The sequence below is a fragment of the Flavobacterium amniphilum genome, from assembly GCF_023634845.1.
Classification (GTDB): Bacteria; Bacteroidota; Bacteroidia; order Flavobacteriales; family Flavobacteriaceae; genus Flavobacterium; species Flavobacterium amniphilum.
Map to the genome: position 1 here is coordinate 51,890 of NZ_JAMLJL010000005.1, position 24,239 is coordinate 76,128.

A 24,239-nucleotide genomic window follows, 5' to 3' on the forward strand; every position below is an offset into this window, starting at 1 on the left:
GTCCCGTTTTAAACGGGACTTTTATCTATTCTTTAATCAGTTTCATCGTTTTAGCGAGTAAACCTTGTTCAATAGTTAGCAAATAAATTCCTTTTGGTAAATCATGTCCAAAAACAAATTCCTGTTCATTAACTTTCTCTATTTGTTTAATTAATTTACCGGATATATCAAAAACTTTCAACAAAATTGGTTCACTGGTTTCATTTTGGGTTTTAAAAGTAAATTCATAATTCGAAGGATTTGGATAAATTTTCACTTTGAATCCTAAATCTGTTATTGGTTCATCAGTTTCGGCAACTTCTTCTTTAGCCGATCCGGATGCAGTTCTAACCTGAAGTGATCCTCCGTTTAAAACCTGTTCAACTGTTTTTCCTTGGCTGACACTCCAATTACTTGAAAACCAAACACCACCTGCTTTTCTGTTTAACGTAATGGCTAACGTTTTTTGTGATAAACTGTTCCCTGAATCCGTCATGGCCATTTGGAATGCAGCACCGCCTTCAAGTGAAACCGTTGTTCCGTTATCTAATTGTTCAACAATGTTGGCTTTACTACTGAATTGCGCTTTTGGAAGTGTTATATTCAACAATGAAATTGCATTGGTTGTAATTATGTAAGTGTGTAATTTATTATCCAAAGTTCCATCAGGTTTGTTATAACTGGAAACATAAATAAACGCTTTCCCTTGTGGATTAGTCAGTTTATTATTGAATTGCACATCAAATTGGAATCCTGTCAATTGTCCTTTGGCTCCTTTTACATAACCCGAAGAATTCGAATTCAATAAATTTCCTCCTCCAACAATATAACCTCCCGGTACAGGTTTTGTAACTGTTACTATGGTTTGTGATAATGTTGCCCAAGGGTTATTTTCATAGGCTCCGGTAACTTTTACGGCTATCTGGAAACTTGCAGCATTCGCAGAACCAATATTCAATTGTACAATTGCACTGGCTGAACCAACACTTCCGTCGGACACATCTATAAGACCAACAGGTAAATTTTGTGCGCTTGCTATTGGAGACATTGTACTTCCGTTAACAATAAAGAAACTTACTTTTGCTCCTCGTACATCACCGGTAGGAGAATTGTTGTCTTTTATCACTGCTGTCATCGTCAATGTTGCCGTACTGGTGCTTGGTCCGGTTGTCCAGGCAAATAGATCACCTGTATAAAATCCGGTTGCGTTATACGGACTGGCATTTCTTGGAATAACCTGCAATGGTTTCTCCTGATAACTTCCTGTGTAATTAGCATTTGAACTTAAAAATTCTGCTTTAGCAATATAGTTACCCGGTAAATTCACAATTTGTTTTATTGCCATTGCTTGAACTGATCCATCGGAAGCTCCTGGTATTGGAACAACCGGATAAGATCCATAATCAACTCCATTTACAGTAAATTTAACAGTTCCTGTTAATGGGCTTCCTGAATTTAAAGGAATAATTTTAGCGGTAAACGTTAAATTGTCCATGTAACGCACACTAGCAGCGCTTAATTGTAAATTCAATGCTGTCGTAGCTGATGTTATAGATGCAGATGTGACAGCGGTAGTGTTGGTTAAATTATAATTATTCTGATCTGCACCACTTTTAGTAATACCACTAATGTTTACTGTCCAAGTTCCTACATTAGGATTGATAAACTGTGCACTTGAATAAGCAACAGTTAATGCATCACCTGCAATTTTATCTGATGACAGATTTACAGTTGCTGCTGTTGTTCCGTCGTAAATTTTATTGACTCCTGTAGCTGATACAATTAAATTTCTTTGCGAAATTGTAACTAATGCCGATCCTGAAACATTATTGTAGTTAACACCTCCATTAAAATTCCAAACTGTGGAACCACCGGGAACATTTCTGAAATTGGTTACAAAACTTAATCCTGCATTTAAATTTGCTCCAGCAACACCTGTTGCAGTACCGGTTGCGGTGTGCAGAAGTGAATCATAAACTCCTGAATATGGCGTAATAACAATTGTTGCATTGGCTTTACCGATGGCATCATTCACGCTTCCGCTGGTATTGTTGTAATTCCCTGTCACATCGGTAAAGGTCCACGGATCGTTGTTGTACGTTCCGGCACTCGTGTGGGTGGTGCCCGAAAGATCCAGTCCGACTAAAGTTTCTCCTTCTACTCCTGTGGCTGTTCCGGTGGCAGTGTGTGGATTGGCATCATAGGTCACCGAATATGGTGTCACCGAAATAACAGCATTGGCTTTACCGATGGCATCGTTCACACTTCCACTGGCATTGTTGTAGTTGCCTGTCACATCAGTGAAACTCCACGGATCGTTGTTGTACGTTCCGGCATTGGTATGGGTGGTGCCCGAAAGATCCAAGCCGGCCAAAGTTTCTCCTTCTACTCCTGTGGCTGTTCCGGTGGCGGTGTGCGGATTGGCGTCATAGGTCACCGAATATGGTGTCACTGAAATCGTTGCATTGGCTTTACCGATGGCATCGTTCACACTTCCGCTGGCATTGTTGTAGTTGCCTGTCACATCAGTGAAACTCCACGGATCGTTGGTATACGTTCCGGCATTGGTGTGGGTGGTGCCCGAAAGATCCAAGCCGGCCAAAGTTTCTCCTTCTACTCCTGTGGCTGTTCCGGTGGCAGTATGCGGATTGGCATCATAGGTCACCGAATATGGTGTCACCGAAATCGTTGCATTGGCTTTACCGATGACATCATTCACGCTTCCGCCGGCATTGTTGTAGTTGCCTGTTGCATCGGTGAAACTCCACGGATCGTTGGTATACGTTCCGGCATTGGTGTGGGTGGTGCCCGAAAGATCCAAGCCGGCCAAAGCTTCTCCTAAAACACCGGTGGCTGTTCCGGTGGCAGTATGTGGATTGGCGTCATAGGTCACCGAATATGGTGTTACCGAAATTGTTGCATTGGCTTTACCGATGACATCGTTCACGCTTCCGCTGGCATTGTTGTAGTTGCCTGTCACATCGGTGAAACTCCACGGATCGTTGTTGTACGTTCCGGCACTCGTGTGGGTGGTTCCCGAAAGATCCAAGCCGGCCAAAGTTTCTCCTTCTACTCCTGTGGCTGTTCCGGTGGCGGTGTGCGGATTGGCGTCATAGGTCACCGAATATGGTGTTACCGAAATAACAGCATTGGCTTTACCGATGGCATCATTCACGCTTCCGCCGGCATTGTTGTAATTTCCTGTCACATCGGTGAAACTCCACGGATCGTTGTTGTACGTTCCGGCATTGGTGTGGGTGGTTCCCGAAAGATCCAAGCCGGCCAAAGCTTCTCCTAAAACACCGGTGGCTGTTCCGGTGGCAGTATGCGGATTGGCATCATAGGTCACCGAATATGGTGTTACCGAAATAACAGCATTGGCTTTACCGATGGCATCATTCACGCTTCCGCCGGCATTGTTGTAATTTCCTGTCACATCGGTGAAACTCCACGGATCGTTGTTGTACGTTCCGGCATTGGTGTGGGTGGTTCCCGAAAGATCCAAGCCGGCCAAAGCTTCTCCTAAAACACCGGTGGCTGTTCCGGTGGCAGTATGCGGATTGGCATCATAGGTCACCGAATATGGTGTTACCAAAATAACAGCATTGGCTTTACCGATGGCATCGTTCACGCTTCCGCCGGCATTGTTGTAGTTGCCTGTTGCATCGGTAAAAGTCCACGGATCATTGTTGTACGTTCCGGCATTGGTATGGGTGGTTCCCGAAAGATCCAGTCCGACTAAAGTTTCTCCTTCTACTCCGGTGGCTGTTCCGGTGGCGGTGTGCGGATTGGCGTCATAGGTCACCGAATATGGTGTTACTGAAATTGTTGCATTGGCTTTACCAATCGCATCGTTCACGCTTCCGCCGGCATTGTTGTAGTTGCCTGTTGCATCGGTAAAAGTCCACGGATCGTTGTTGTACGTTCCGGCACTCGTGTGGGTGGTGCCCGAAAGATCCAAGCCGGCCAGAGCCTCGTTTAAAACGCCTTTTGCCGTTCCGGTGGCGGTATGTGGATTGGCGTCATAGGTCACCGAATATTGTGTTACCGAAATTGTTGCATTGGCTTTACCGATGGCATCGTTCACGCTTCCGCTGGCATTGTTGTAGTTGCCTGTCACATCGGTGAAACTCCACGGATCGTTGGTATACGTTCCGGCACTTGTGTGGGTGGTGCCCGAAAGATCCAGTCCGACTAAAGTTTCTCCTTCTACTCCTGTGGCTGTTCCGGTGGCGGTGTGTGGATTCGCGTCATAGGTTACCGAATATGGTGTTACCGAAATAACAGCATTGACTTTACCGATGGAATCATTCACGCTTCCGCCGGCATTGTTGTAGTTGCCTGTCACATCGGTGAAACTCCACGGATCGTTGGTATACGTTCCGGCATTGGTATGGGTGGTTCCCGAAAGATCCAGTCCGGCCAAAGCAACTCCTCCAATTCCTGTGGCTGTTCCGGTGGCGGTGTGTGGATTGGCATCATAGGTCACCGAATATGGTGTTACCGAAATAACCGCATTGGCCTTCGTAATCACAATATTGACATTACCTGCTTCATCAAGATAATTCGGATTGATGAAGGTCCAATTTACAACACCTCCAGGAACATTCACAAATGAATTTCCAAAATTTAAACCACTAAGGGAAACACCTCCAATTCCTGTTGCAGAACCTGTTGCACCATGTGAAGCTCCATCGTAAACTCCGTTATATCCAGTCACAACAACATTGGCATCGGCTTTATTCACAGTCAAAGAAGCAGCATTACTTGTTATATTCCCACATCCATTCGTTACTACAACCCTGTATAAATATCCACTCATTGAAACTGTTGGGTTGTTAATTACTAAACTTGCACTGTTCGCTCCCGGAATATTATTGTAATTGAGGCCGTTATCAGTACTCAATCTTCATTGGTATGTCAGCGTTGCACTTCCATTGGCAATTACAGAAAAGTTTGCGTTCGACCCGTAAGTTATTATTTGGTTTGTGGGTTATGTACCTATGGTAGGTGAAATACAAGAAACATAGTTAATTGTAAAATCCTGGATTCCGCTATTTGAATTTGCCGGAATACATATTATACGTGGATTAGAACCATCAACGGTAAATTCCCCTGCTGGCCCACTCCAGGAACTGAAAACACTCCCATTAGCTGCTGTTGCAGGTGCGGTAACACTTAAAGATGTGTTTGTTGTATTATTCAATTTTGTAAAAGTAGTACCATTAGTTGTTGTAGCCGTTCCGCCACCGGAAGAAGTTGGCGAACCTGAACAGACTGTTCCAGAGAAAACATTCCAGGTTATACCGGCTGTACTCACGTTGGTTTTTATTCTGACATTACCATCAGTAAAAATAGTCTGTGCGCTTGATCCGGAGCTTTCTCCTGTGGCTGTCAATACAAACGTCACTCCTAAATGTCTTTCATTTATTAAAAACTGATCATATAATATATTCCCGTTTTCGTCTGCAATCGTCGAACGGTTATGATCTGAGGTACAAACCTGCGGTGTTTCATCAAAATGCAAATGAACTGTTTCACCCGGTGACCAACCTGAACCGGTAACAATTACATACTGACCAGGTACATAATCATCCCTGTCTGTAAAAACTGTTGCCTGACCGTAAATTATGGAAGAAAATAAGAATATGTAAAAAAAGAAAATGCTTTCTAAGCGTTTGGTTTGAAGTAAGTTTGAATCCATAGCAGTTAAATTAAATTCATAAAAAATTTATTCGTTTGCTTTTGGAACAACCTGACTATAAATTCATTAAAAAAAATATTATTGTGGTATTTTGGAGTTTAAAAGAAGAAATTATGTTTTAAACCAAGCACTAATTTAACATTTACTTTTTTATAAAATCCTATTTAAAAGAAATACTCGACAAACCGATAGAAAAAGTCTCTGTAAAACATTTTTACTATTTTACTTATAAATAAACTCTTAATTTTCAATAAAATACAGTAATACTATATTTGAAATGTAAAAAAATACATTCTTCAAAAAACCAAGCTCAAACCTTTTACGTAAATGCTGATATAACAAAAATTTACAAACATGAAAACACAAAAAATCTTATCAGCAGTAATTTTGGGAATTGCCTTAACATTTGGATTGTCTTCCAATGCACAGAAAACCGTGATGGTTGGCGGAGCACCAATGTATCCAACCAAAAACATCATCGAAAATGCTGTTAACTCAAAAGATCATACAACACTTGTAGCCGCTGTGAAAGCAGGTGAACTTGTAAACGTATTATCAGGTAAAGGACCATTTACCGTTTTTGCACCTACAAATGCGGCCTTTGAAAAATTACCGGCCGGTACCGTGGAAACATTATTAAAACCGGAAAACAAAGCTACTTTGCAAGCAGTTCTGACCTATCATGTCGTATCCGGTAATATGGACAGCAAAGCAATTGCCAAAGCGATTAAAGAAGGCAACGGAAAAGCAACATTAACTACTGTTCAAGGTGGAAAGTTAACATGCTGGATGGATGGCAAAAATCTGATAATCAAAGATGAAAAAGGAGGAAAATCAATGGTAACCATTGCAAACGTATATCAATCCAACGGAGTCATTCATGTAGTGGATTCTGTTGTATTGCCAAATTAACCCAACACTTTTTTTGTCCCCACTTATAAAAAATCCCTATCCGGGGATTTTTTTTTCGTATGATACCCTATCAATTTAGAAATACTGGTATCTTTATATTTGTGAATCAAAACAACCATTTTAAGAATTATTCATGAAAATTGTTATTTCCCCGGCCAAGTCACTTGACTTCGAAAAAAGCCTGCCAACTGAAAAATTTACCAAGCCAAGTTACCTGAAACAATCAAAAGAGATAGTTAAGGTCTTAAAGACATTGAAACCAAAAGATTTATCGGAATTGATGGATATTTCTGATGCTTTGGGAGAGCTTAACTGGCAACGCAATAAAAAGTTTAAAACTCCTTTTACTCAGGAAAATGCACGTCCGGCGGTATATGCATTTAACGGAGATGTATATCAAGGCTTGGACTCCTACTCCATTCCGGAAGAAAAATTAGATGTTTTACAAAGTAAACTAAGAATTCTTTCCGGCCAGTACGGAATTTTAAAACCGCTTGATCTTATTCAACCTTACCGATTGGAAATGGGTACATCCTTAGCAATCGGGGAATCCAAAAATCTTTACGGCTATTGGAAAGAAACACTTACAGCAGCTATGAATAAAGAGCTGAAAAAAAATGAGTTGTTTGTTAATCTAGCCAGTAATGAATATTTCTCTGTTTTGGATACTAAAAAACTGAAAGTTCCTGTTATTACTCCTGAATTCAAAGATTACAAAGACGGAAAACTGAAAATGATTTCATTTTTTGCCAAAAAAGCCAGAGGAATGATGGTTCGTTATATCATTGATCATAATATTGAAACACTCGATGGATTGAAAGGGTTCAATTATGAGGGGTATGCTTTTGATGCCAATTTATCGCAAGGGAATACACTGGTTTTTACGAGATAGCCCGCGTGAAGGATGGCAGTGGAAATCCTTTTTCAGGAAGGCGGAGCCTGAACTGTAAAAGATTGAAACGTACAGCCTGACCCGAAGGGACACGCCCAAAACATTACTAAAACTGACAGTTAACCGATGAAGGATTACAGAAACGACATAGAAAGACTTAAAGCGCTGATTTCTTATGAGATAATGGATACTCCGGAGGAAAAAAGTTTTAACGATCTGGCAGAATTAGTATCGATTATTTGTAATACACCGGCTGCAATCATCTCATTTATAGACGATAAAAAACAATGGTACAAAGCCAAAGTAGGAACAACCAATACTGAAGTTCCCTACGAGGAAACGATTTGCCAGTATGTCGTGGTAAGCGGAAATATGCTTGAAATTCCGAATGCATTGGAAGACGAAAGATTGAGTAATCATCCACATGTGCATACCGAAAACGGAGTCCGGTTTTATATTGGGGTTCCTCTTGTTTCTGACAATGGACACACTATTGGTACCGTTTGTACATTTGACGGAATAACCAAAAAACTTTCAGAAGAACAGAAAACAGCTTTGACAATTATTGCCGATCACGTGATGCATTTACTTGATATTTCAAAAAAGAACAGTGAACTGACCGAAGAAGTCAAAGTAATATTAGAGCAAAAAATTGAAGAAGCAAATGAAACCATAAAAGTTACCGAAGCTGCCTACAACACGCTTTTCAAAGCTATTGAAAAATCAAATGCTGTTATTGAATTTTCACCTAAAGGGATCATTGAATCTGTTAATGATAATTTCTTGGAAATCATTGGTTATTCCAGAGAAGAGTTAATTGGAAAAAAACATGACGCTCTTTTAAACGAAACCGAAAAAGAGAATAATCATTTGTTCTGGGAATCCTTAAATAAAGGAGCTTTCAAGTCCGGGAGATTCAAACGGAGACACAAAGATGGATCACAAATTTGGATACAGGCATCCTACAGTCCGGTTCTGAACTCAAGTAATGAAGTCGTTAAGGTTACCAAAATTGCCCAAAACATTACACTGGAAATCAATGCCGAAAAAGCACTGGAGAAAGCAAAATCATTGGCCGATGAATTGAATGTGCAAAAAGATCATTTCATTGCAAATATCAGCCATGAAATCAGAACGCCAATAAACGCTGTTTTGGGTTTTACCGATTTATTACTCGATGAAGAAACTGATACCAAAAAACTAAAATACCTAAAGTCGGTTAAAACATCAGGTGACAATCTTTTGCATCTAATAAACGACATCTTGGATTTGTCAAAAATTGAGGCCGGTATTTTTCTCGTTGATTCAAGTCTGTTCCATTTATACGAAACCATCGAGAATGTATTTTCAATACTGAATCTAAAAGCTGAACAAAAAAATCTGACATTCAGTAAATCAATCGCTTCAAATGTTCCGGAACATTTCATTGGTGATAAAAACCGCCTGACACAAATCCTTATTAATTTATTAGGCAACGCCATCAAATTCACACACGAAGGAAGAGTGAATTTAAATCTTTATCTCGAAAATGATTCTACTTTAAAGTTTGAAGTTACTGATACGGGTATTGGTATTCCTAACGATAAACTTAAATCCATTTTTGAGCGTTTTTCCCAGGCACAGGAAAATACATCAAGGCAATTTGGTGGAAGCGGGCTTGGATTAAACATTTCAAAACTATTGATAGAAAAACAAGGCGGACAAATTAATGTGGAAAGTACTTTGGGGAAAGGCTCAAAATTTATTTTCACACTTCCGTTTACAATCAGTTCAGAAACTTTAAATACCGCCCAAAAGCAAAAAACAAAAATAGTAAGCAATTCTACTTTAAAAATACTGATGTGTGAGGACAATGAAATGAATCAGAATCTGATGAAAGCTGTTTTCATGGAAACAAACCATTCACTGGATATTGCAGATAATGGCCACGAAGGTTTAAAACTGCTTTCAGTAAACACATACGATTTGATTTTAATGGATATCCAAATGCCTGAATTAGACGGCTGTGAAACAGCTACAATCATCCGAAAAGAATTGAAATTAAACGTTCCGATCATCGCCATTACTGCGCACTCCACATTAAAAGAAAGAGAAAGATGGTTATCTTTAGGAATAAATGATTATATATCAAAACCATTTAAGAAAGAAGAATTATTTGAGAAAATAGATTTTTGGGCATTTGGAAAAACAGATATTGAAAACACATTTGAAAACGAAGAAAAAACAGCTTCAGACACAATTATTTCATTGGGTTACCTGAAAGAAATGTCTGCCGGGGATGACCGTTTCATGAAAGAAATGCTTCAGTTGTTTGCGAAGCAAAGTTCTGAAAACATGACACTTCTCAAAGAATCTTTTTCGGAAAAGGATTTTAGAACTGTAAAAAATATAGCACATAAATTAAAAACATCTTTTAGTTTAATTGGCGCCGATGTTTTAATTTTGGATATAATTGAAACTGAAAATACAGAAGAAACTTTATCCGAGAACATTAAAAAACTGGAAAACCAGCTTAAAAACATAACCCGTGAAATAAACAGATTATTGACCAATACCTGATTTTATGAAAATTGTTATCATTGAAGACGAAGACATGTTACGCCGATCTTTGGCCTTTTTCCTTAAATCCAAAGATTTTGACGTAGAAGAATTTGACAACGGACTTGATGCTATTGAATACATCAATTCAAATCATGAAGATATCGATATTGTCATAACCGACTTAAATTTACCTTTTGCAGGAGGGAAACAGGTTATTCATGCCTGTAAACAAATCAAAGACAATAAAATGCAAATCATTGTATTAACTTCCTCAAGCGTTGAAAACACTGAAATTGAAGTGTTTAATTTAGGAGCCGATGAATTTGTTGCCAAACCATTCAGTCCGCAGGTATTGTTAAAACGAATAGAAAAATTAAGCGCCTTCTGATGTACATCTCAAAGCTCAAAAATACCACAATTAAAATATCGTTATTCCTCATACTGTTTGCAGGTAACTGTATCGCGCAGGAAGCACCGGATACTATTTTCAGCAAAGCCAAAACAATGGCAGCTCAGAATGATTATAATGCGTCATTAGCATTAATCAAACAACTCACTTCACAATATCCAGACAATCTTGATTATAAATTATATTTGGCCCAACTGTATTTTTGGTCTCAGGATTATAATGCTTCTAAAACTCTTTTGGAACCAATTGTCAGGGAAAAGCCTAATCATAAGGAAGCAACCAACTTATTAATCAAAACCGAATTCGCTATTGGTAATTACGAAACTGTCATCCATAAGTCAAAAGAAGCCAAAAACAGGTTTGCCGATAACAGTGGGTATTATGATTTACAGGAAGCAACAGCTTTGGAAAAACAAGGAAACGAACAAAAAGCATTGGCTGTATTGGCTGCTATTCCGGTTAATTCAGAGTTTAAATCCGAAGTCAATTATCTTGAAACCCAAATTCTGAAAAAAAAGAAAAATACACTTGCGATTGGTCATTTGTTTACCGATTTTGAAAATTCTCCTTCATCAATGAATATCACAAATATTGAATATGGAAGAAAGATTGGAAAAAATACTTTCATTGGAAGAATCAATTATGGTTCAACAAAATCCAATCATGAATTACAGACTGAAATTGATGTGTATCTGAAAATAAAACCCAAGAGTTATATCTATTTAAACTCAGGCTTTGCAGGTAATAACGGAATATTTCCGCAGTATAAATTTGCTACCGAATATTTTCAGGATTTCAACAAAATCAGTGCATCTCTTGGTGCCCGATATCTGATTTTTGATAAAGACAATAGTACTTTGCTATTTACCGGACATTTAGGTGCTAATCTTAAAAACTGGAAAATAGAATACAGACATTATCTGGCAGAAACGAATAAGGATTGGCTTTCTTCCAGTATTTTAAATTTCAGGAGAAATTTTGAAGCAACAGAATCGTATGTCCAACTCGACCTACAATATGGTTCCCTACCCTATTTCTTCTTGAATAATGAAAGTTTTGAAAGACTTAGCGCATACCGAATTGGTATAAACGGTAAAATACGATTACAGAAAAATTATTTTATCCAACCCGTTTTGATGTATGAAAGGGAAGAATTTATTCCGGACGAATTCAGAAACCGCTATTCTGTTCAATTAATTTTAAGTACCCGATTTTAAAAGATTATGTTTAACGGCGATTTTTCACATTACGATTTTCAAATTAGATTACTACTTGTGTTGATAGTCACATTTATTGTTTCCTTTGCCCTCTTTTTTATCCTGACATATATAAAACGCTACAAACGGATTAAAAAAACTGAGTTAAAAGCAGTTTATCAAAAAAAAATTGACGAGTTATTGTTTACCTTACTTTTTGATACTGAAACTTCTGTTGAAATGGCATCAAATATTTTCAATAATGAAATTATTCCAACAAAACTTGTCAAAAAAATAACCATTAAATCAATCAATTCACTTCACCGTAATTATACCGGGGAATTAAAACAGAAACTGGAATTATTTTATATCGAATCCGGATTGGTGAACTATTCTTTAAAAAAAATAAATTCATTGAATTGGGCTAAAGTAGTTGAAGCAATCCGTGATCTTTCCAATTTAAATTATCAACCCGCTTACGAAACGATTGCAACAAAATTGGATCACAGAAAAAAATTAGTCCAAAAAGAAGCTTTTATTGGTGTTATCCTATTGAGAGGATTGGATGAATTGATAAAATTCAGAAATATTGACATCTATGTTGACGATTGGACGCAAAGTAATATTTTATATGTAGTCAAGCGGGATAAAATGAATGCTCCTGAAGACATCGGATTAGCTTTGGAAAGCAATAATGAGTCAATTGTATTATTAGGCGCACGAATCATTCAATATTTCCAGTTATGGCAGTATATTCCAAATTTGGAAAAATGGACAAAAAACAATCCCGATTTAAAGGTTACAGACAAGATAAATGATATCATAAACCAATTAAAAAATACACATTAAAATATGACGGGAATACATTGGTTAGATGCAGGAATTCATATTTTCAATTACCTGATTTTGGTTTTTGCCATTTCGGTTATGGTGTCTTATATTATTCTGGCAATGATTTCGGCATATGCATTGAAATCTTATCACAAAAAAAACCGCTTTGTAAATTACAGTGCACTTTTAGCTTTACCGGATACACCACGTGTTTCCCTTCTTGCTCCTGCCTATAATGAAGGAAGAACCATAACAGAAAATATAAAATCTTTATTATCGATTAATTACAATAATTTTGACGTAATCGTTATCAATGACGGAAGCAAGGATGATTCCATTCCAATTTTGATTGAGGCATTCGAGCTTGTTGTTATTGATCAGAAATATGAAGCCAAAATCCCGACCAAAGAAGTCAAAGCGATTTATAAATCAACAAATCCATCGTACTCCAAACTTGTCGTTGTAGACAAAAATAACGGAGGAAAGGCCGATGCTCTCAACACCGGAATCAATGTTTCCAAAAATCCGTATGTGGTTTGTATCGATGTCGATTGCATTATGGACAAAGATGTTTTATTGAAGTTGGCAAAACCTTTTTTGGAAAAATCAGACAAAAGAATCATAGCAACCGGTGGCGTGGTAAGAATTGCGAATTCCTGTGTAATCAAATCCGGAAAATTGATCAAAGTCAACGCACCTGATAACTGGGTGGCACGTATTCAGGTCCTGGAGTACCTGAGGGCTTTTCTTTTAGGCAGAATGGCTTGGGCAAAACTAGATGGATTGCTTCTGATCAGTGGTGCCTTCGGTATGTTTGACCGTGAAATTGTTCTGGAGGCCGGTGGTTATAACACTAAAACCGTTGGAGAAGATATGGAACTTGTCATCAGGATGAGACGCTATATGATGGATCAAAAAAGAGAATACGCCGTACAATATATTCCAGATCCGTTATGTTGGACAGAAGCTCCGGAAAGTTATGAGATCTTAAGAAAGCAGCGTAGCAGATGGACCAGAGGCACTATGGAAACGTTATGGATTCACCGAAAGATGTTTTTAAATCCGAAGTACAAAACCATTGGTTTATTAAGTTATCCCTATTGGCTTATGTATGAATATCTGGCTCCAATTATTGAATGCATCGGACTTTTAATTACGATATTGTTTGTTTGTCTCGGAATTTTAAAATGGCAATTCTTCCTTCTTCTGACTTTATTGGTATATACTTTTTCAGTTATGTTCTCCATGCTGGCCATATATACCGAAGAATCAACTTTCAGGAAGTACACAACATATAAGGATTTACGTAAACTGATATTCATTGCCCATCTTGAAGCTCTCATCTTTCATCCGTTTACCGTTTATGCAGCTATCAGGGGAAATTGGGGAAAAATAAAAGGAAATAAAGGTTGGGGAGAAATGACCCGAAAAGGGTTTGACAAACCAAAAGCATAAAAAAATCCCGTCTCATAATACAAGACGGGATTTTATATTTTAATCGTTCATCGAGATTAAGAACTCTTCATTATTTCTGGTTTTCTTAAATCGGTCATTAATAAACTCCATTGCTTCCACCGGGTTCATATCTGCCAGATACTTACGCATAATCCACATACGCTGAATTGTTTTCTCATCTAATAATAAGTCATCACGACGCGTACTTGAAGATGTTAAATCAACAGAAGGGAAAATACGGCGGTTAGCAATCTTACGATCCAATTGTAGCTCCATATTACCGGTTCCTTTGAATTCTTCAAAGATTACCTCGTCCATTTTAGAGCCAGTTTCTGTCAAAGCAGTAGCAATAATACTCAACGATCCACCACCCTCAACATTACGTGCAGCTCCAAAGAAACGTTTTGGCTTTTGTAGTGCATTTGCATCAACACCACCACTCAATACTTTACCTGAAGCCGGTTGAACGGTATTATATGCACGGGCCAAACGTGTAATTGAATCCAATAAAATAACTACATCATGACCACATTCAACCAAACGTTTAGCTTTCTCCAAAACTATATTGGCGATTTTAACATGCTCTTGCGGTTCACGGTCAAAAGTTGATGCAACCACTTCACCACGCACACTGCGTTGCATATCTGTAACTTCCTCAGGACGCTCATCTATAAGTAAAACTAACAGGTAAACTTCGGGATGATTTGCTGCGATTGCATTTGCAATATCTTTCAACAACATGGTTTTACCGGTTTTCGGTTGTGCCACAATCATACCACGCTGTCCTTTTCCGATAGGAGAAAACAAATCGATGATACGGGTTGAAATTGAACTTCCTTTTTCTGCCAAACGGAATTTTTCTGTTGGGAAAACCGGTGTCAAATGTTCAAAAGAAACACGATCACGAACAACTTGCGGATCATGCCCGTTAATTTTCAACACTTTAACCAATGGAAAATATTTCTCACCTTCTTTAGGCGGGCGAACCACACCTTTAACCGTATCTCCTGTTTTTAAACCAAATAAACGGATTTGTGAAGTTGAAAGATAAATATCGTCAGGAGATGCCAGATAATTATAATCAGAAGAGCGTAAAAACCCATAACCGTCAGGCATCATTTCCAGAACACCTTCACTTTCAATAATTCCTTCGAACTCATAATCAGGCTCTCTGAAATTAGTGGTCTTTTTATGCTTATTGAATTTTTGGTTTGTTTGGGCTTGCTGTGTATCAGCTTCGGTAGTTGCCGTTTCTTCTGTAGTATGTACTATCGGCGCTTCTAATTCTGTATCTCCCACAGCAGGCGCTGCTTCCGGAGTTGGGCTTTCGCTTTCAGCAGGAACATTTCCTTTTGGTTTATTTTTCTGAAAACGGTTATTTTTTTGATTTTTATTATTTCTGAACTCTTTTTCTTTTTTCTCAGTTGGTTCAGGTTTTGCTTCTTCAAAAAGAGTTGATTGAGTTTGGGCTTCAACCGGCTTTTCTTTTTGCTTGACTTCAGGCTTTTCCTCAGGTTTTACAGCTGGTTTAATCTCTTGTGCAACTTCTTTTGTAATCCTTGCTCTTTTAGGTTTTGGGGCTTCCTTTTTTTCAACGTTACTGTTGGCTTCGGGAGCAATTTTATCAGGATTTGCCGCTTGATAATCTAAAATTTGATATACCAACTCGTCTTTTTTGAGGGTTTTAAAGCTTTTAATCTTGGCAATCTTCGCAATTTCCTGTAGCTCAGATAGCTTCATTTCTTTTAAAACAGAAATATCAAACATATAATGTTGTTGGATTTAATTAAAGGAATAAAATGTATGAGATTTTTTTGATTTCTATGTTCCGAAGTATGAAGTGCTTACGGATTGTTATGGCAATATTACGAATTTTATTTTAGTAAACAATAGTTTTTTATAAAAAGATGCTCTATTTTTGCTACTCAATTTAAAAAAATGATACAAAGAATTCAAAGCGTATATTTGTTTTTTGCATTTGTGGCGAGTGCTGTGTTACCGTTTGTATTTTATTTATGGATTGAAAATGACGCTAAAGGAACAAAAGTATTCTTCATGGGGAATATTGTGTATACCGTTTTATTCGGATTGAGTTCAACTTTAGCCATTTTAAGCATAATGACTTATAAAAAAAGACAACAACAGTTTGTGATGAACAGACTGAATATGATATTAAACTTAATTTTACTAGGATTATTTGTGTATCGTACACTAAATTTATCTGGAGAAACTACGGTTTCCGAGAAGGGTATTGGGATGTTCTTACCTGTTCTATCTATCTTTCTGTTAGTCTTAGCTAACAGAGCCATCAAAAAGGACGAAGATCTCGTAAAATCTGTGGATCGATTACGGTAAACCTATCATCTTAGTTTATTAGTGCGAGGAAAGCTAACCCAAAAGGTTAGCTTTTTTATTATAATCCATACTATTTTTTTTACTAAATTTAAATAATCATATCACCAAAATTAGTGATATAAAAATCATTAATTAAGAGTATTTCAAGTGAATTATTAATCCGTTACTTTTGAAAAATATACCCAACGAACTATGGATACCAAAATCAAAATACATCTGGCTGATGACCACCAGGTTTTAATCGATGGATTATTAGCAGTACTAAGAACTAACCCTATTTTTGAAGTTGTAGGCTTTTCTCTTAACGGAGACGGCTTAGTGGAAAGGGTGGCACAGAATGATGCACATATACTTGTTATGGACATCAATATGCCTGAAAAGGATGGCATTCAGGTTTTAAGGGAATTCAATGAAAAAGGTTTTACCTGTAAAGTCATTGTACTTTCCAGTTATGACGATCCGAAATTAATTAAAGAAGTAATCAAACTTGGCGCAAGCGGTTACCTGACTAAGCAAAGTGCCGGTGACAGTATCCTCGATGCTATTATGACCGTAGCACAGGGAAGTCAATATTTTTCTGCCAATATAAAAGATAAAATCTTCGATATCTTTACTGAAAATAATAACCGTGAGTCTTTACGCATTGAAGATGTTATTTCAAACATCACTACAAGAGAATTGGAAATATTAGGATACATCTGTGAGGAAAAAAGCGGAAAAGACATTGGTGAATTATTGAATATTAGCCCGAACACGGTTGAAACCCACCGTAAAAATCTTATGAAAAAGCTTAAGGTAAAGAGTTCAGTCGGACTTGTATTATTCGCAACTAAACACAATTTAATTAATATTAACTAACACCAAAAATTCCATGGCAACTTACACTATGCTGGGTGAATACACCTGTGAAAAAGAAAACAGTACACAATTCAGAATTTCGTTCAACATCCCTGACAATTGCTCTTACAATTTAGGTTATTCAAGTGGTAAATATTCTGTTGAAATTCAATTAAATCCAAAAGAAACAATACCTTCAAAAGTATTTATTGAACAAACCGAAATTGTTAGCGCCGTTTCAAACTGTCTGGATCTTCGATTTGAACAAACAGATGCATCCGGTATCGTTATTAAAAAACCTTCAGTTATCATTAATGATTAAACTCTACTTCTGAAAAATTCATTCTACATACTTATTTTAATACAAAACATCTGTTTCGGTTTTCATTCAAACAAAACCGAAACAGATTCAATTTCATATTACAAAGAGAAAAATAAACCTGTAAAGGCCATCAATTTTGCAAGAAAACAAACAGAATTGTATTTGAGTACAAATCAGTTTGAAAAATATTGTGATATGAAGCTTGAACAGGCATTATTGTATGAACAATTCAGTGATATAGAAAATGCAATTAAGATTTTGTATGAATCACGTAAAGTTGCCGAAAAGCACAATTTAAAAGAAAAACTGATTCTTATTCATTGGAAAATAGGCAATCTTTTCACCACTACTTTTGCTTTTGACAAAGCAGCAAAGCATTTATACCAATCAAGGAAATTAGCCGAACGAATCAATGACAAAGGATTACTTTCAAAGGCCAATCAGGGGCTTTACAGGTATCATTCAAATATTGAATCTGACAGTGTAAAATACTATCTGGAAAAAGTTGCCTTTTACACGAGAGGAACAACTGATTATACCGAAAAATTTAAAGCTAATAATAATTTTTTTGATTACCACTTCAGCAGAAAAGAATACCCTCTGGCAAAATCATACAGTTTAAAATCCATGCAGATTGCTGAGGAAAGTAAAAACAAACAATTAATTGCCATAGCAAAAAACAATTATGCAGTTTGTTTGATTGAAGGGGAGAAAAATTATACTGAAGCCATAAAAAATTATAAAGAAGTTTTAGCTTTATATCCCAACAATGGTGACCACAAAAACATATCCCAATGCCTTTTAAACATAGCCTATGCTTACGAGAAAATAGGAGATTATAAAAGTGCTTTGGAATACAGTAACAAATATATGGAATTTGTGGAATTAATCTTAAACGGTAAGGTTGAAGAAGCAACTCAGGAAATTGAGACAAAATATCAGTTAGACAAAGCCGCAAACGAATACAAAGAAAAAGAAAGTGCGATTTTGGATAAACAGAAGCGTAACCAGAAAATCACTTTGTTATTAGTATTCTTATTGCTGTTATCAGGAGTAATATTCTATTTTTATTACCAAAATTTATTACTGAAGCAAAAAAACCGCATGAAAGATATTGACAGTAACTTACAGTACAATATCATCAGTGCGACTTTAGACGGTCAGGATCAGGAACGGAATAAAATTTCACAGGTTTTACATGATTATGTAAGCGCCACCCTATCTTCTGTAGGTTTGCATTTATCAGCTTTTGAATCTTCCCTGACAGCCGAACAGCGTACCGATTTAAAAAAGACCCGCTTATTATTAAAGCAGGCACATGATAAAGTAAGGGACTTATCACATGAATTAGTACCGCCGCTTTTGGTTAAATTCGGGTTGCAGTTTGCTTTAAGGGATTTATGTGAAAACAATTCCAATTCGTTACTGCAATTCAGTTACAAATCGACTTTACCGGAAGACAAAAAATTTGAACAGGACTTTGAGATCAAGATTTATTATATTGTATCCGAATTAATCAATAACATCATTAAGCACAGCAGAGCTTCTGAAGCTTCACTGTTAATTGAGGAAGAAGACGATAATTTATTGTTCACCATAAAAGACAACGGTATTGGTTTTGACATCAATAACATCAGGCAATCGGAAGGATTTGGATTGACACAGATCCGTGCCCGCGTTAAGAACATGCAAGGTGCAATGACCATTAAATCTAAAGAAGGCGAAGGAACAACAATTGTGATCCAAGTTAAGGAATAGTTTTATTTCTTTCCCAGTTCGACAATTTCCAAGTCTTTAATTTTGTCTCCTTCAATGACAAAACGAAGCATGGTTCTTACCTGATGAAAACCACTTTTACCGGCAGCTCCGGGATTCATATGCAACAGATTCAAGGTTTTATCAAACTGTACTTTTAGAATATGAGAATGTCCGCAAATGAATAATTTAGGCGGATTTTGTTTAATTTCTTCCCTTATTTCCTGATTGTATTTACCGGGATAACCGCCAATGTGTGTGATCCAAACATCCACATCTTCACAATTAAAACGATTGTTCAGCGGAAATTCAAGACGTGCCTCTGCCCCATCGATGTTTCCGAAAACGCCTCTTAACGGCTTCAGCTTTTTAATCGAATCTGTCACTTCAAGATTTCCGATATCGCCGGCATGCCAGACTTCATCTGCCCAGGCAACATGTTTAAGGATTACATCATCAATATGGCTATGTGTATCTGAAAGAAGAAGTATTTTTTTCAAGGAGAAAGATTTTCCGTCAAAGATATAAAATTGCTAAATTTGATGCTTATGAAACAAGTATATTTAGACAACGCTTCAACGACACCTTTACGTCCCGAAGTTATAACCGAAATGACTGCTGTCCTGACAGAGAATTTCGGTAATCCCTCTTCTTCCCATGCCTTTGGAAGAAACTCAAAAAACCTTATCGAATTATCACGCAAAACCATAGCTAAGAGTTTAAACTGTAATGCCCAGGAAATCATTTTTACCTCCTGCGGTACAGAAGCCAATAATTTCATTTTGCTTTCCGCTATCAGGGATTTGAAAGTAGAGCGCATCATTACCAGTAAAATTGAGCATCATGCTGTTTTACATACTGTTGAAGTATTTGAAAGGCAATTTGGCGTTCAAATTGATTATGTCAACATCTTACAAGACGGGACTGTTGATTATAACCACTTTGCTGATTTACTTTCAGAAGACAAGAAAACTTTGGTCAGTTTAATGCATGTCAATAATGAAATTGGGACCATTTTAGATTTAGTGAAAGTGTCCAAATTATGCAAAGACCATCAAGCTTATTTTCATACCGACACCGTACAATCGATTGGGAAGACACCAATAGACTTAACAGAGTTACCCATAGACTTTTTAGTGGCCAGTGCCCATAAATTCCATGGTCCGAAAGGGATTGGGTTTGCTTTTATACGCAAAGGAATCGTTTTACAACCCGTATTATTGGGCGGTGAACAGGAAAAAGGCTTGCGTGCCGGAACCGAAAGTGTTCATAATATTGTGGGCATGGCAAAAGCTTTGGAATTGTCCATGGAAAAGCATGAAGAAGAGATGAAAGAAGTTACTGATTTGAAAGAATATCTGGTGAATCAACTTAGAAGTACTTTTCCTGAAGTAACTTTTGCCGGAAATCCAGAACAAACCTTTTACAATGTGACCAATGCTATTTTACCTTTTGACGAAAGTAAAATCAGTCTGTTTTTATTTCAATTGGACATGAACGGAATAGCAGTTTCAAGAGGAAGCGCCTGTCAGTCGGGAAGCGTAAAACCTTCGCATGTACTCGAAGCTTTCCTTCCTGAAGATTTATTAAAAAGACCGAACATCAGGATTTCACTTTCACATTACAATACCAAAGACGATATTGACTATTTAATTGAGATTCTAAAAAAAGTATAATGAGACATTTCTGTTTATTACTATTACTTCCTTTCGCAACATTTGCACAGAATTTAGACATTCAGGGACACAGAGGATGCCGTGGATTACTTCCCGAAAATTCAATTGAGGCGATGAAAAAAGCCATTGATTTAGGCGTAACCACTTTGGAAATGGACGTTGTGATTTCGAAAGACAAGCAAGTGTTGTTATCACATGAACCTTTTATGTCGCATGAGATTACATTGGATTTGAACGGACAGGAAATAGCAGAAACAGACGAGAAAAATTTCAATTTGTACCAGATGGATTATGCCCAAATTAAACAGTATGACTGTGGTAGTAAAATACATCCCCGATTTTTGGACCAAACTAAAATAAAAACATACAAACCCTTATTGAGTGAAGTCATTGACTTTGCGGAAAGCTATGTAAACGAGAAATATCCCGGAAGGAAACTGTTTTACAACATCGAAACCAAAACCACACCGGAAGGAGATGCTATTTTTCATCCGAAGCCTAATGAGTTTGTAGACTTGCTAGTTAGTGTGATAAAACCAAAGCAAATTAGTGAACGTGTGTACATCCAGTCGTTTGATGTAAGAACGTTGCAACATTTACATACTGCTTATTCCGAATTTAAAACCGTTTTACTGGTTGAGAACAAATTGAGCATTGCGAAGAATTTAGCTTTATTAGGTTTCAAGCCTGATGTATACAGTCCGGAGTTTATTTTACTTGACGAAAGAAAAGTAGAGATGCTGCATAAGAAAGGGATTAAAGTCATTCCGTGGACAGTGAACAAGAAAGAAGACATGAATAAAGTTATCAAATACGGAGTTGACGGTTTGATATCGGATTATCCGGATCGTTATTTTGAATGGGCTGCTGAGTAGTTGTTGGTTAATGGTTTGTTGTTTATAGTTAATGGTTCAACGTTAAGTGATATTATTTGCTCTGTAATAAAAAATGTTGGCTCAACAATAAAATATATTGGCTCAACAATAAAATATATTGGCTCCACAAGCAGCAATATTGGCTCCACAATAAAAAACATTGGCTCCACAAGCAGCAATATTGGCTCCACAATAAAAAACATTGGCTCCACAAGCAGCAATGTTGGCTCCACAAGCAGCAATGTTGGCTCCACAATAAAAAACATTGGCTCCACAAGCAGCAATATTGACTCAACAACAGATACTATCCACACTTTAAAAATAAAAAACCGCTAAGAAGGACTTAACGGCTTTTTGGGCAATTTGGGGCAAATACTATTATTTCAGTTTAACGACTGAACCGTTTTGTTTGATCTGATATTTCTCAAGTATTTTCTTTGATCGGGTATTGTAATCAATACCATAAACCGAAATTGACAAATCCTTGTTGATTACAAAAGACTGATAGGTTTCGTTTTCGGGCATTGCATAACCAATGGATTCTTTAGCAATTATTTTACTGTCTTTTACATTGATTATCGTTTGGGAATCTGAATCTCCGTATGTGCAATATACATAAGTATCAAAAGTGGTCGTTCCGTTGTTTACTTTAAAAACAATATCCGGGTTGTCTTCACTATCAGTTGAAATGATTTTTTTTACAGCTTGCAGCTTTTCATCTTTTAACACAGGATAAACCTGCGGTAATTTTGATTCATCCGTATTTGCCAGTTTGTTTCTTTCTTCAAAATCAAACGGAAGATTAACCGATTCGTTGTTTTCATTTACAACCGGTTTTTCCTGTGAAATAGTATCAGGCAGTTGTTCATTTTGTTCTGCTGCAACAGCCGCTTTATCAGAAACTGTATTTTGGGTCAATTCATTATTGTTTCCACTGTCTTTACAGCTTGCCGTGAATAAAATAAGTAAAACCGCTATTAGTTTGATTATTTGCTTATTATACTTCATCATTAAGATTTTATGAATGCTAAATATTTTTCTTCGCATTGAGTAAAGTGCTCATACTCATTCATTGAATTGCCGTAATTTTGAACTTGAATTTTATTTTTTTCATACATCCCTTCAATTTTTCCAAAAGTCAGGTACGTTACATTATCAATGATTTGTTTTTTCACCTTACCTTTTGAAATGGTTTTCTTTCCATCAAGGATTGAAAATGAAAGGATTCCTGATTTTTTTTCAATTTTGATTTTAAATCTTGAATTCTCACATGTTTTCAAAACATACAATCCCTGAACGTCCTGTTTATCTTGTGATAATGTGTTAGCATTTTCTTTGCAAATTTCTTTATTTACCTGACAGGTAATCGCTTTACAATTTAGATTCAATATTGCCAGAATTAATAAAATTACATTTGTCATTTTACATTAATCAGATAATTACACCCAAAACCTAGAGCCTTTTAAATTTTCCTGAATTTTCAATTTCAAACGACATATAAGTAATATCTTTTTCAGTAACGCCTCCGCCCTTTTTATCGACAATCAAGCATTTTTTAATTTTTACTTTGTATTCTTTTGAAATTTCATAAGTAGTGGATATCACTCCATTTTCACTTTCTTCACTATTAAAGATCAGCAAGCTATCAATTAGTTTACCATTAGATATAGAACATAATTTTAAGATACTTTGACCTTCTTCGCTACTACAGGATACTAAAACTAAATCTATTGAAACATTAGTGTTCTTCAGTTTAATTGCTTTAAAACCATCATAGTTTTCAATTTTAAATACAGATGTAAAGTTATTCGGAACTGGCTTAAAATTTTTCAATTCGGTTATAAATCCATAACTATACACCAATGGTACATTTAAAACATTCAATGTATTAAAAAAGTTGTCGTCTGATGTTTTTTTAGAGACTATTTCACTTGTAGATTTCTTTTTAAAAACTATGATATAGTCTGAGTACTCAAGCAAAAGATAGTCGTTCTTATAAACACAGACACCACCTTCCATAAAATAATCTTTAAATGGGTACTTATTCGAATCTTCATAGCTTAATTGTAAGTATGAAACTTCGTTTTTAATGTCTACTTTATAATCATTCGAGAGTAAGTTAACATAGAAATTATACAAATATTTTTTTCCGAAAAATGCATTGGACTTATCCTTCTCAATATCAAATTTAGCCTCATGATTATTAATGAAAATTTTATTTTCCAGCATTTCAACTTTCATCTGATTCAATTTTTTCAGAATCGAATCAACAGGAGCATTATTTGATATTTGTTTAACAGTAATTAAATCAAACTTTGTTTTCTGGTCAATTTTGCTGCCCAACTCATCACTGTTATTGCTATCATTGGTAATAGTATTACTGGTTATGTTTTTTTCTATACTGTTATTTTCATCAATAACAACATCATTTTTTTTACAACTTAATAGAATGAATAGTAATATTGGAAAAATGTTTTTAATCATACTTTTGGTTTTAAAG

21 protein-coding genes are annotated in these 24,239 nt (G+C 36.5%); 13 read left to right on the forward strand and 8 right to left on the reverse strand.

Annotated features, from left to right (window positions below):
* Nucleotides 1–25: 25 nt before the first annotated feature.
* Together NAT51_RS07100 and NAT51_RS07105 are read right to left on the reverse strand one after the other, a co-directional pair.
* On the reverse strand, nt 26–4,885 hold the full coding sequence (locus NAT51_RS07100) for a YDG domain-containing protein (protein WP_250597068.1): 4,860 nt from the start codon (nt 4,883–4,885) through the stop codon (nt 26–28).
* Nucleotides 4,886–4,972: 87 nt separating this feature from the next.
* Entirely contained in the window at nt 4,973–5,683 is a 711-nt protein-coding gene (locus NAT51_RS07105) for a hypothetical protein (RefSeq protein ID WP_250597070.1), read from the reverse strand.
* A 354-nt stretch (nt 5,684–6,037) separates the two neighbouring features.
* Between NAT51_RS07105 and NAT51_RS07110 the strand changes: the two genes are divergently transcribed.
* From NAT51_RS07110 to NAT51_RS07140, 7 genes are all read left to right on the forward strand, one after another.
* Entirely contained in the window at nt 6,038–6,595 is a 558-nt protein-coding gene (locus NAT51_RS07110) for a fasciclin domain-containing protein (protein WP_250597077.1), read from the forward strand.
* Nucleotides 6,596–6,728: 133 nt separating this feature from the next.
* Nucleotides 6,729–7,487 (forward strand): peroxide stress protein YaaA, encoded by a 759-nt coding sequence (yaaA, locus tag NAT51_RS07115; protein ID WP_250597079.1) that lies wholly within the window; start codon nt 6,729–6,731, stop codon nt 7,485–7,487.
* Between the two features lie 126 nt (nt 7,488–7,613).
* Complete coding sequence (locus NAT51_RS07120; protein ID WP_250597081.1) at nt 7,614–10,046, forward strand: ATP-binding protein; 2,433 nt, start codon at nt 7,614–7,616, stop codon at nt 10,044–10,046.
* 4 nt (nt 10,047–10,050) lie between these two features.
* Nucleotides 10,051–10,416, forward strand: a complete 366-nt coding sequence (locus NAT51_RS07125) for a response regulator transcription factor (protein ID WP_250597089.1) — start codon at nt 10,051–10,053, stop codon at nt 10,414–10,416.
* Nucleotides 10,416–11,654, forward strand: coding sequence for a YaiO family outer membrane beta-barrel protein (locus tag NAT51_RS07130; protein ID WP_250597091.1), 1,239 nt, complete (start codon nt 10,416–10,418; stop codon nt 11,652–11,654). Before NAT51_RS07125 ends, NAT51_RS07130 begins: the two co-directional genes overlap by 1 nt.
* Before the next feature lie 219 nt (nt 11,655–11,873).
* Nucleotides 11,874–12,482 (forward strand): hypothetical protein, encoded by a 609-nt coding sequence (locus NAT51_RS07135; protein WP_250597092.1) that lies wholly within the window; start codon nt 11,874–11,876, stop codon nt 12,480–12,482.
* A 3-nt stretch (nt 12,483–12,485) separates the two neighbouring features.
* Entirely contained in the window at nt 12,486–13,919 is a 1,434-nt protein-coding gene (locus tag NAT51_RS07140) for a glycosyltransferase family 2 protein (RefSeq protein WP_250597094.1), read from the forward strand.
* 39 nt (nt 13,920–13,958) lie between these two features.
* Here NAT51_RS07140 and rho read toward each other — a convergent pair whose 3' ends face one another.
* The gene (gene rho / locus NAT51_RS07145; protein ID WP_250597096.1) at nt 13,959–15,686 is read right to left on the reverse strand and encodes a transcription termination factor Rho; all 1,728 of its coding nucleotides are present in this window, start codon (nt 15,684–15,686) and stop codon (nt 13,959–13,961) included.
* Between the two features lie 171 nt (nt 15,687–15,857).
* Between rho and NAT51_RS07150 the strand changes: the two genes are divergently transcribed.
* The 4 genes from NAT51_RS07150 (at nt 15,858) to NAT51_RS07165 (ending at nt 19,191) form a co-directional block, all read left to right on the forward strand.
* Nucleotides 15,858–16,274 (forward strand): DUF4293 domain-containing protein, encoded by a 417-nt coding sequence (locus tag NAT51_RS07150; RefSeq protein ID WP_250597098.1) that lies wholly within the window; start codon nt 15,858–15,860, stop codon nt 16,272–16,274.
* A 192-nt stretch (nt 16,275–16,466) separates the two neighbouring features.
* Complete coding sequence (locus NAT51_RS07155) at nt 16,467–17,132, forward strand: response regulator transcription factor (protein ID WP_250597100.1); 666 nt, start codon at nt 16,467–16,469, stop codon at nt 17,130–17,132.
* A 13-nt stretch (nt 17,133–17,145) separates the two neighbouring features.
* Nucleotides 17,146–17,433 carry a hypothetical protein gene (locus NAT51_RS07160; RefSeq protein WP_250597108.1) on the forward strand — a complete coding sequence of 96 codons (288 nt, stop codon included), beginning with the start codon at nt 17,146–17,148 and terminating at the stop codon, nt 17,431–17,433.
* 162 nt (nt 17,434–17,595) lie between these two features.
* A complete protein-coding gene (locus NAT51_RS07165; protein ID WP_250597109.1) occupies nt 17,596–19,191 on the forward strand; it encodes an ATP-binding protein in 1,596 nt (531 codons plus the stop codon).
* A 2-nt stretch (nt 19,192–19,193) separates the two neighbouring features.
* Here NAT51_RS07165 and NAT51_RS07170 read toward each other — a convergent pair whose 3' ends face one another.
* The gene (locus tag NAT51_RS07170; RefSeq protein ID WP_250597111.1) at nt 19,194–19,688 is read right to left on the reverse strand and encodes a metallophosphoesterase family protein; all 495 of its coding nucleotides are present in this window, start codon (nt 19,686–19,688) and stop codon (nt 19,194–19,196) included.
* 48 nt (nt 19,689–19,736) lie between these two features.
* Here NAT51_RS07170 and NAT51_RS07175 point away from each other — a divergent pair, with 48 nt between their 5' ends.
* The gene (locus tag NAT51_RS07175) at nt 19,737–20,864 is read left to right on the forward strand and encodes a cysteine desulfurase family protein (protein WP_250597113.1); all 1,128 of its coding nucleotides are present in this window, start codon (nt 19,737–19,739) and stop codon (nt 20,862–20,864) included.
* Nucleotides 20,864–21,739 (forward strand): glycerophosphodiester phosphodiesterase, encoded by an 876-nt coding sequence (locus NAT51_RS07180; RefSeq protein WP_250597116.1) that lies wholly within the window; start codon nt 20,864–20,866, stop codon nt 21,737–21,739. The genes NAT51_RS07175 and NAT51_RS07180 overlap by 1 nt, the downstream gene beginning before the upstream one ends.
* Here the strand turns inward: NAT51_RS07180 and NAT51_RS07185 are convergent.
* The 4 genes from NAT51_RS07185 to NAT51_RS07200 all read right to left on the reverse strand — a co-directional run bounded on the left by NAT51_RS07185 (nt 21,715) and on the right by NAT51_RS07200 (nt 24,223).
* Nucleotides 21,715–22,014: a hypothetical protein gene (locus tag NAT51_RS07185; protein WP_250597118.1), complete on the reverse strand. Its 300-nt coding sequence runs from the start codon at nt 22,012–22,014 to the stop codon at nt 21,715–21,717. The genes NAT51_RS07180 and NAT51_RS07185 overlap by 25 nt on opposite strands.
* 103 nt (nt 22,015–22,117) lie before the next feature.
* On the reverse strand, nt 22,118–22,750 hold the full coding sequence (locus tag NAT51_RS07190) for a hypothetical protein (protein WP_250597120.1): 633 nt from the start codon (nt 22,748–22,750) through the stop codon (nt 22,118–22,120).
* The gene (locus NAT51_RS07195; protein WP_250597122.1) at nt 22,750–23,160 is read right to left on the reverse strand and encodes a hypothetical protein; all 411 of its coding nucleotides are present in this window, start codon (nt 23,158–23,160) and stop codon (nt 22,750–22,752) included. The genes NAT51_RS07190 and NAT51_RS07195 overlap by 1 nt, the downstream gene beginning before the upstream one ends.
* A 31-nt stretch (nt 23,161–23,191) precedes the next feature.
* Nucleotides 23,192–24,223 carry a hypothetical protein gene (locus tag NAT51_RS07200; protein WP_250597124.1) on the reverse strand — a complete coding sequence of 344 codons (1,032 nt, stop codon included), beginning with the start codon at nt 24,221–24,223 and terminating at the stop codon, nt 23,192–23,194.
* Nucleotides 24,224–24,239 lie beyond the last annotated feature (16 nt).

Excerpts from the sequence above, each read along its gene's own strand:
- NAT51_RS07105 (WP_250597070.1), bottom strand. The coding sequence starts at position 5,683 with ATGGATTCAAACTTACTTCAAACCAAACGCTTAGAAAGCATTTTCTTT.
- NAT51_RS07110 (WP_250597077.1), top strand. The coding sequence starts at position 6,038 with ATGAAAACACAAAAAATCTTATCAGCAGTAATTTTGGGAATTGCCTTA.
- yaaA (WP_250597079.1), top strand. The coding sequence starts at position 6,729 with ATGAAAATTGTTATTTCCCCGGCCAAGTCACTTGACTTCGAAAAAAGC.
- NAT51_RS07120 (WP_250597081.1), top strand. The coding sequence starts at position 7,614 with ATGAAGGATTACAGAAACGACATAGAAAGACTTAAAGCGCTGATTTCT.
- NAT51_RS07125 (WP_250597089.1), top strand. The coding sequence starts at position 10,051 with ATGAAAATTGTTATCATTGAAGACGAAGACATGTTACGCCGATCTTTG.
- NAT51_RS07130 (WP_250597091.1), top strand. The coding sequence starts at position 10,416 with ATGTACATCTCAAAGCTCAAAAATACCACAATTAAAATATCGTTATTC.
- NAT51_RS07135 (WP_250597092.1), top strand. The coding sequence starts at position 11,874 with ATGGCATCAAATATTTTCAATAATGAAATTATTCCAACAAAACTTGTC.
- NAT51_RS07140 (WP_250597094.1), top strand. The coding sequence starts at position 12,486 with ATGACGGGAATACATTGGTTAGATGCAGGAATTCATATTTTCAATTAC.
- rho (WP_250597096.1), bottom strand. The coding sequence starts at position 15,686 with ATGTTTGATATTTCTGTTTTAAAAGAAATGAAGCTATCTGAGCTACAG.
- NAT51_RS07150 (WP_250597098.1), top strand. The coding sequence starts at position 15,858 with ATGATACAAAGAATTCAAAGCGTATATTTGTTTTTTGCATTTGTGGCG.
- NAT51_RS07155 (WP_250597100.1), top strand. The coding sequence starts at position 16,467 with ATGGATACCAAAATCAAAATACATCTGGCTGATGACCACCAGGTTTTA.
- NAT51_RS07160 (WP_250597108.1), top strand. The coding sequence starts at position 17,146 with ATGGCAACTTACACTATGCTGGGTGAATACACCTGTGAAAAAGAAAAC.
- NAT51_RS07175 (WP_250597113.1), top strand. The coding sequence starts at position 19,737 with ATGAAACAAGTATATTTAGACAACGCTTCAACGACACCTTTACGTCCC.
- NAT51_RS07180 (WP_250597116.1), top strand. The coding sequence starts at position 20,864 with ATGAGACATTTCTGTTTATTACTATTACTTCCTTTCGCAACATTTGCA.
- NAT51_RS07190 (WP_250597120.1), bottom strand. The coding sequence starts at position 22,750 with ATGATGAAGTATAATAAGCAAATAATCAAACTAATAGCGGTTTTACTT.
- NAT51_RS07195 (WP_250597122.1), bottom strand. The coding sequence starts at position 23,160 with ATGACAAATGTAATTTTATTAATTCTGGCAATATTGAATCTAAATTGT.
- NAT51_RS07200 (WP_250597124.1), bottom strand. The coding sequence starts at position 24,223 with ATGATTAAAAACATTTTTCCAATATTACTATTCATTCTATTAAGTTGT.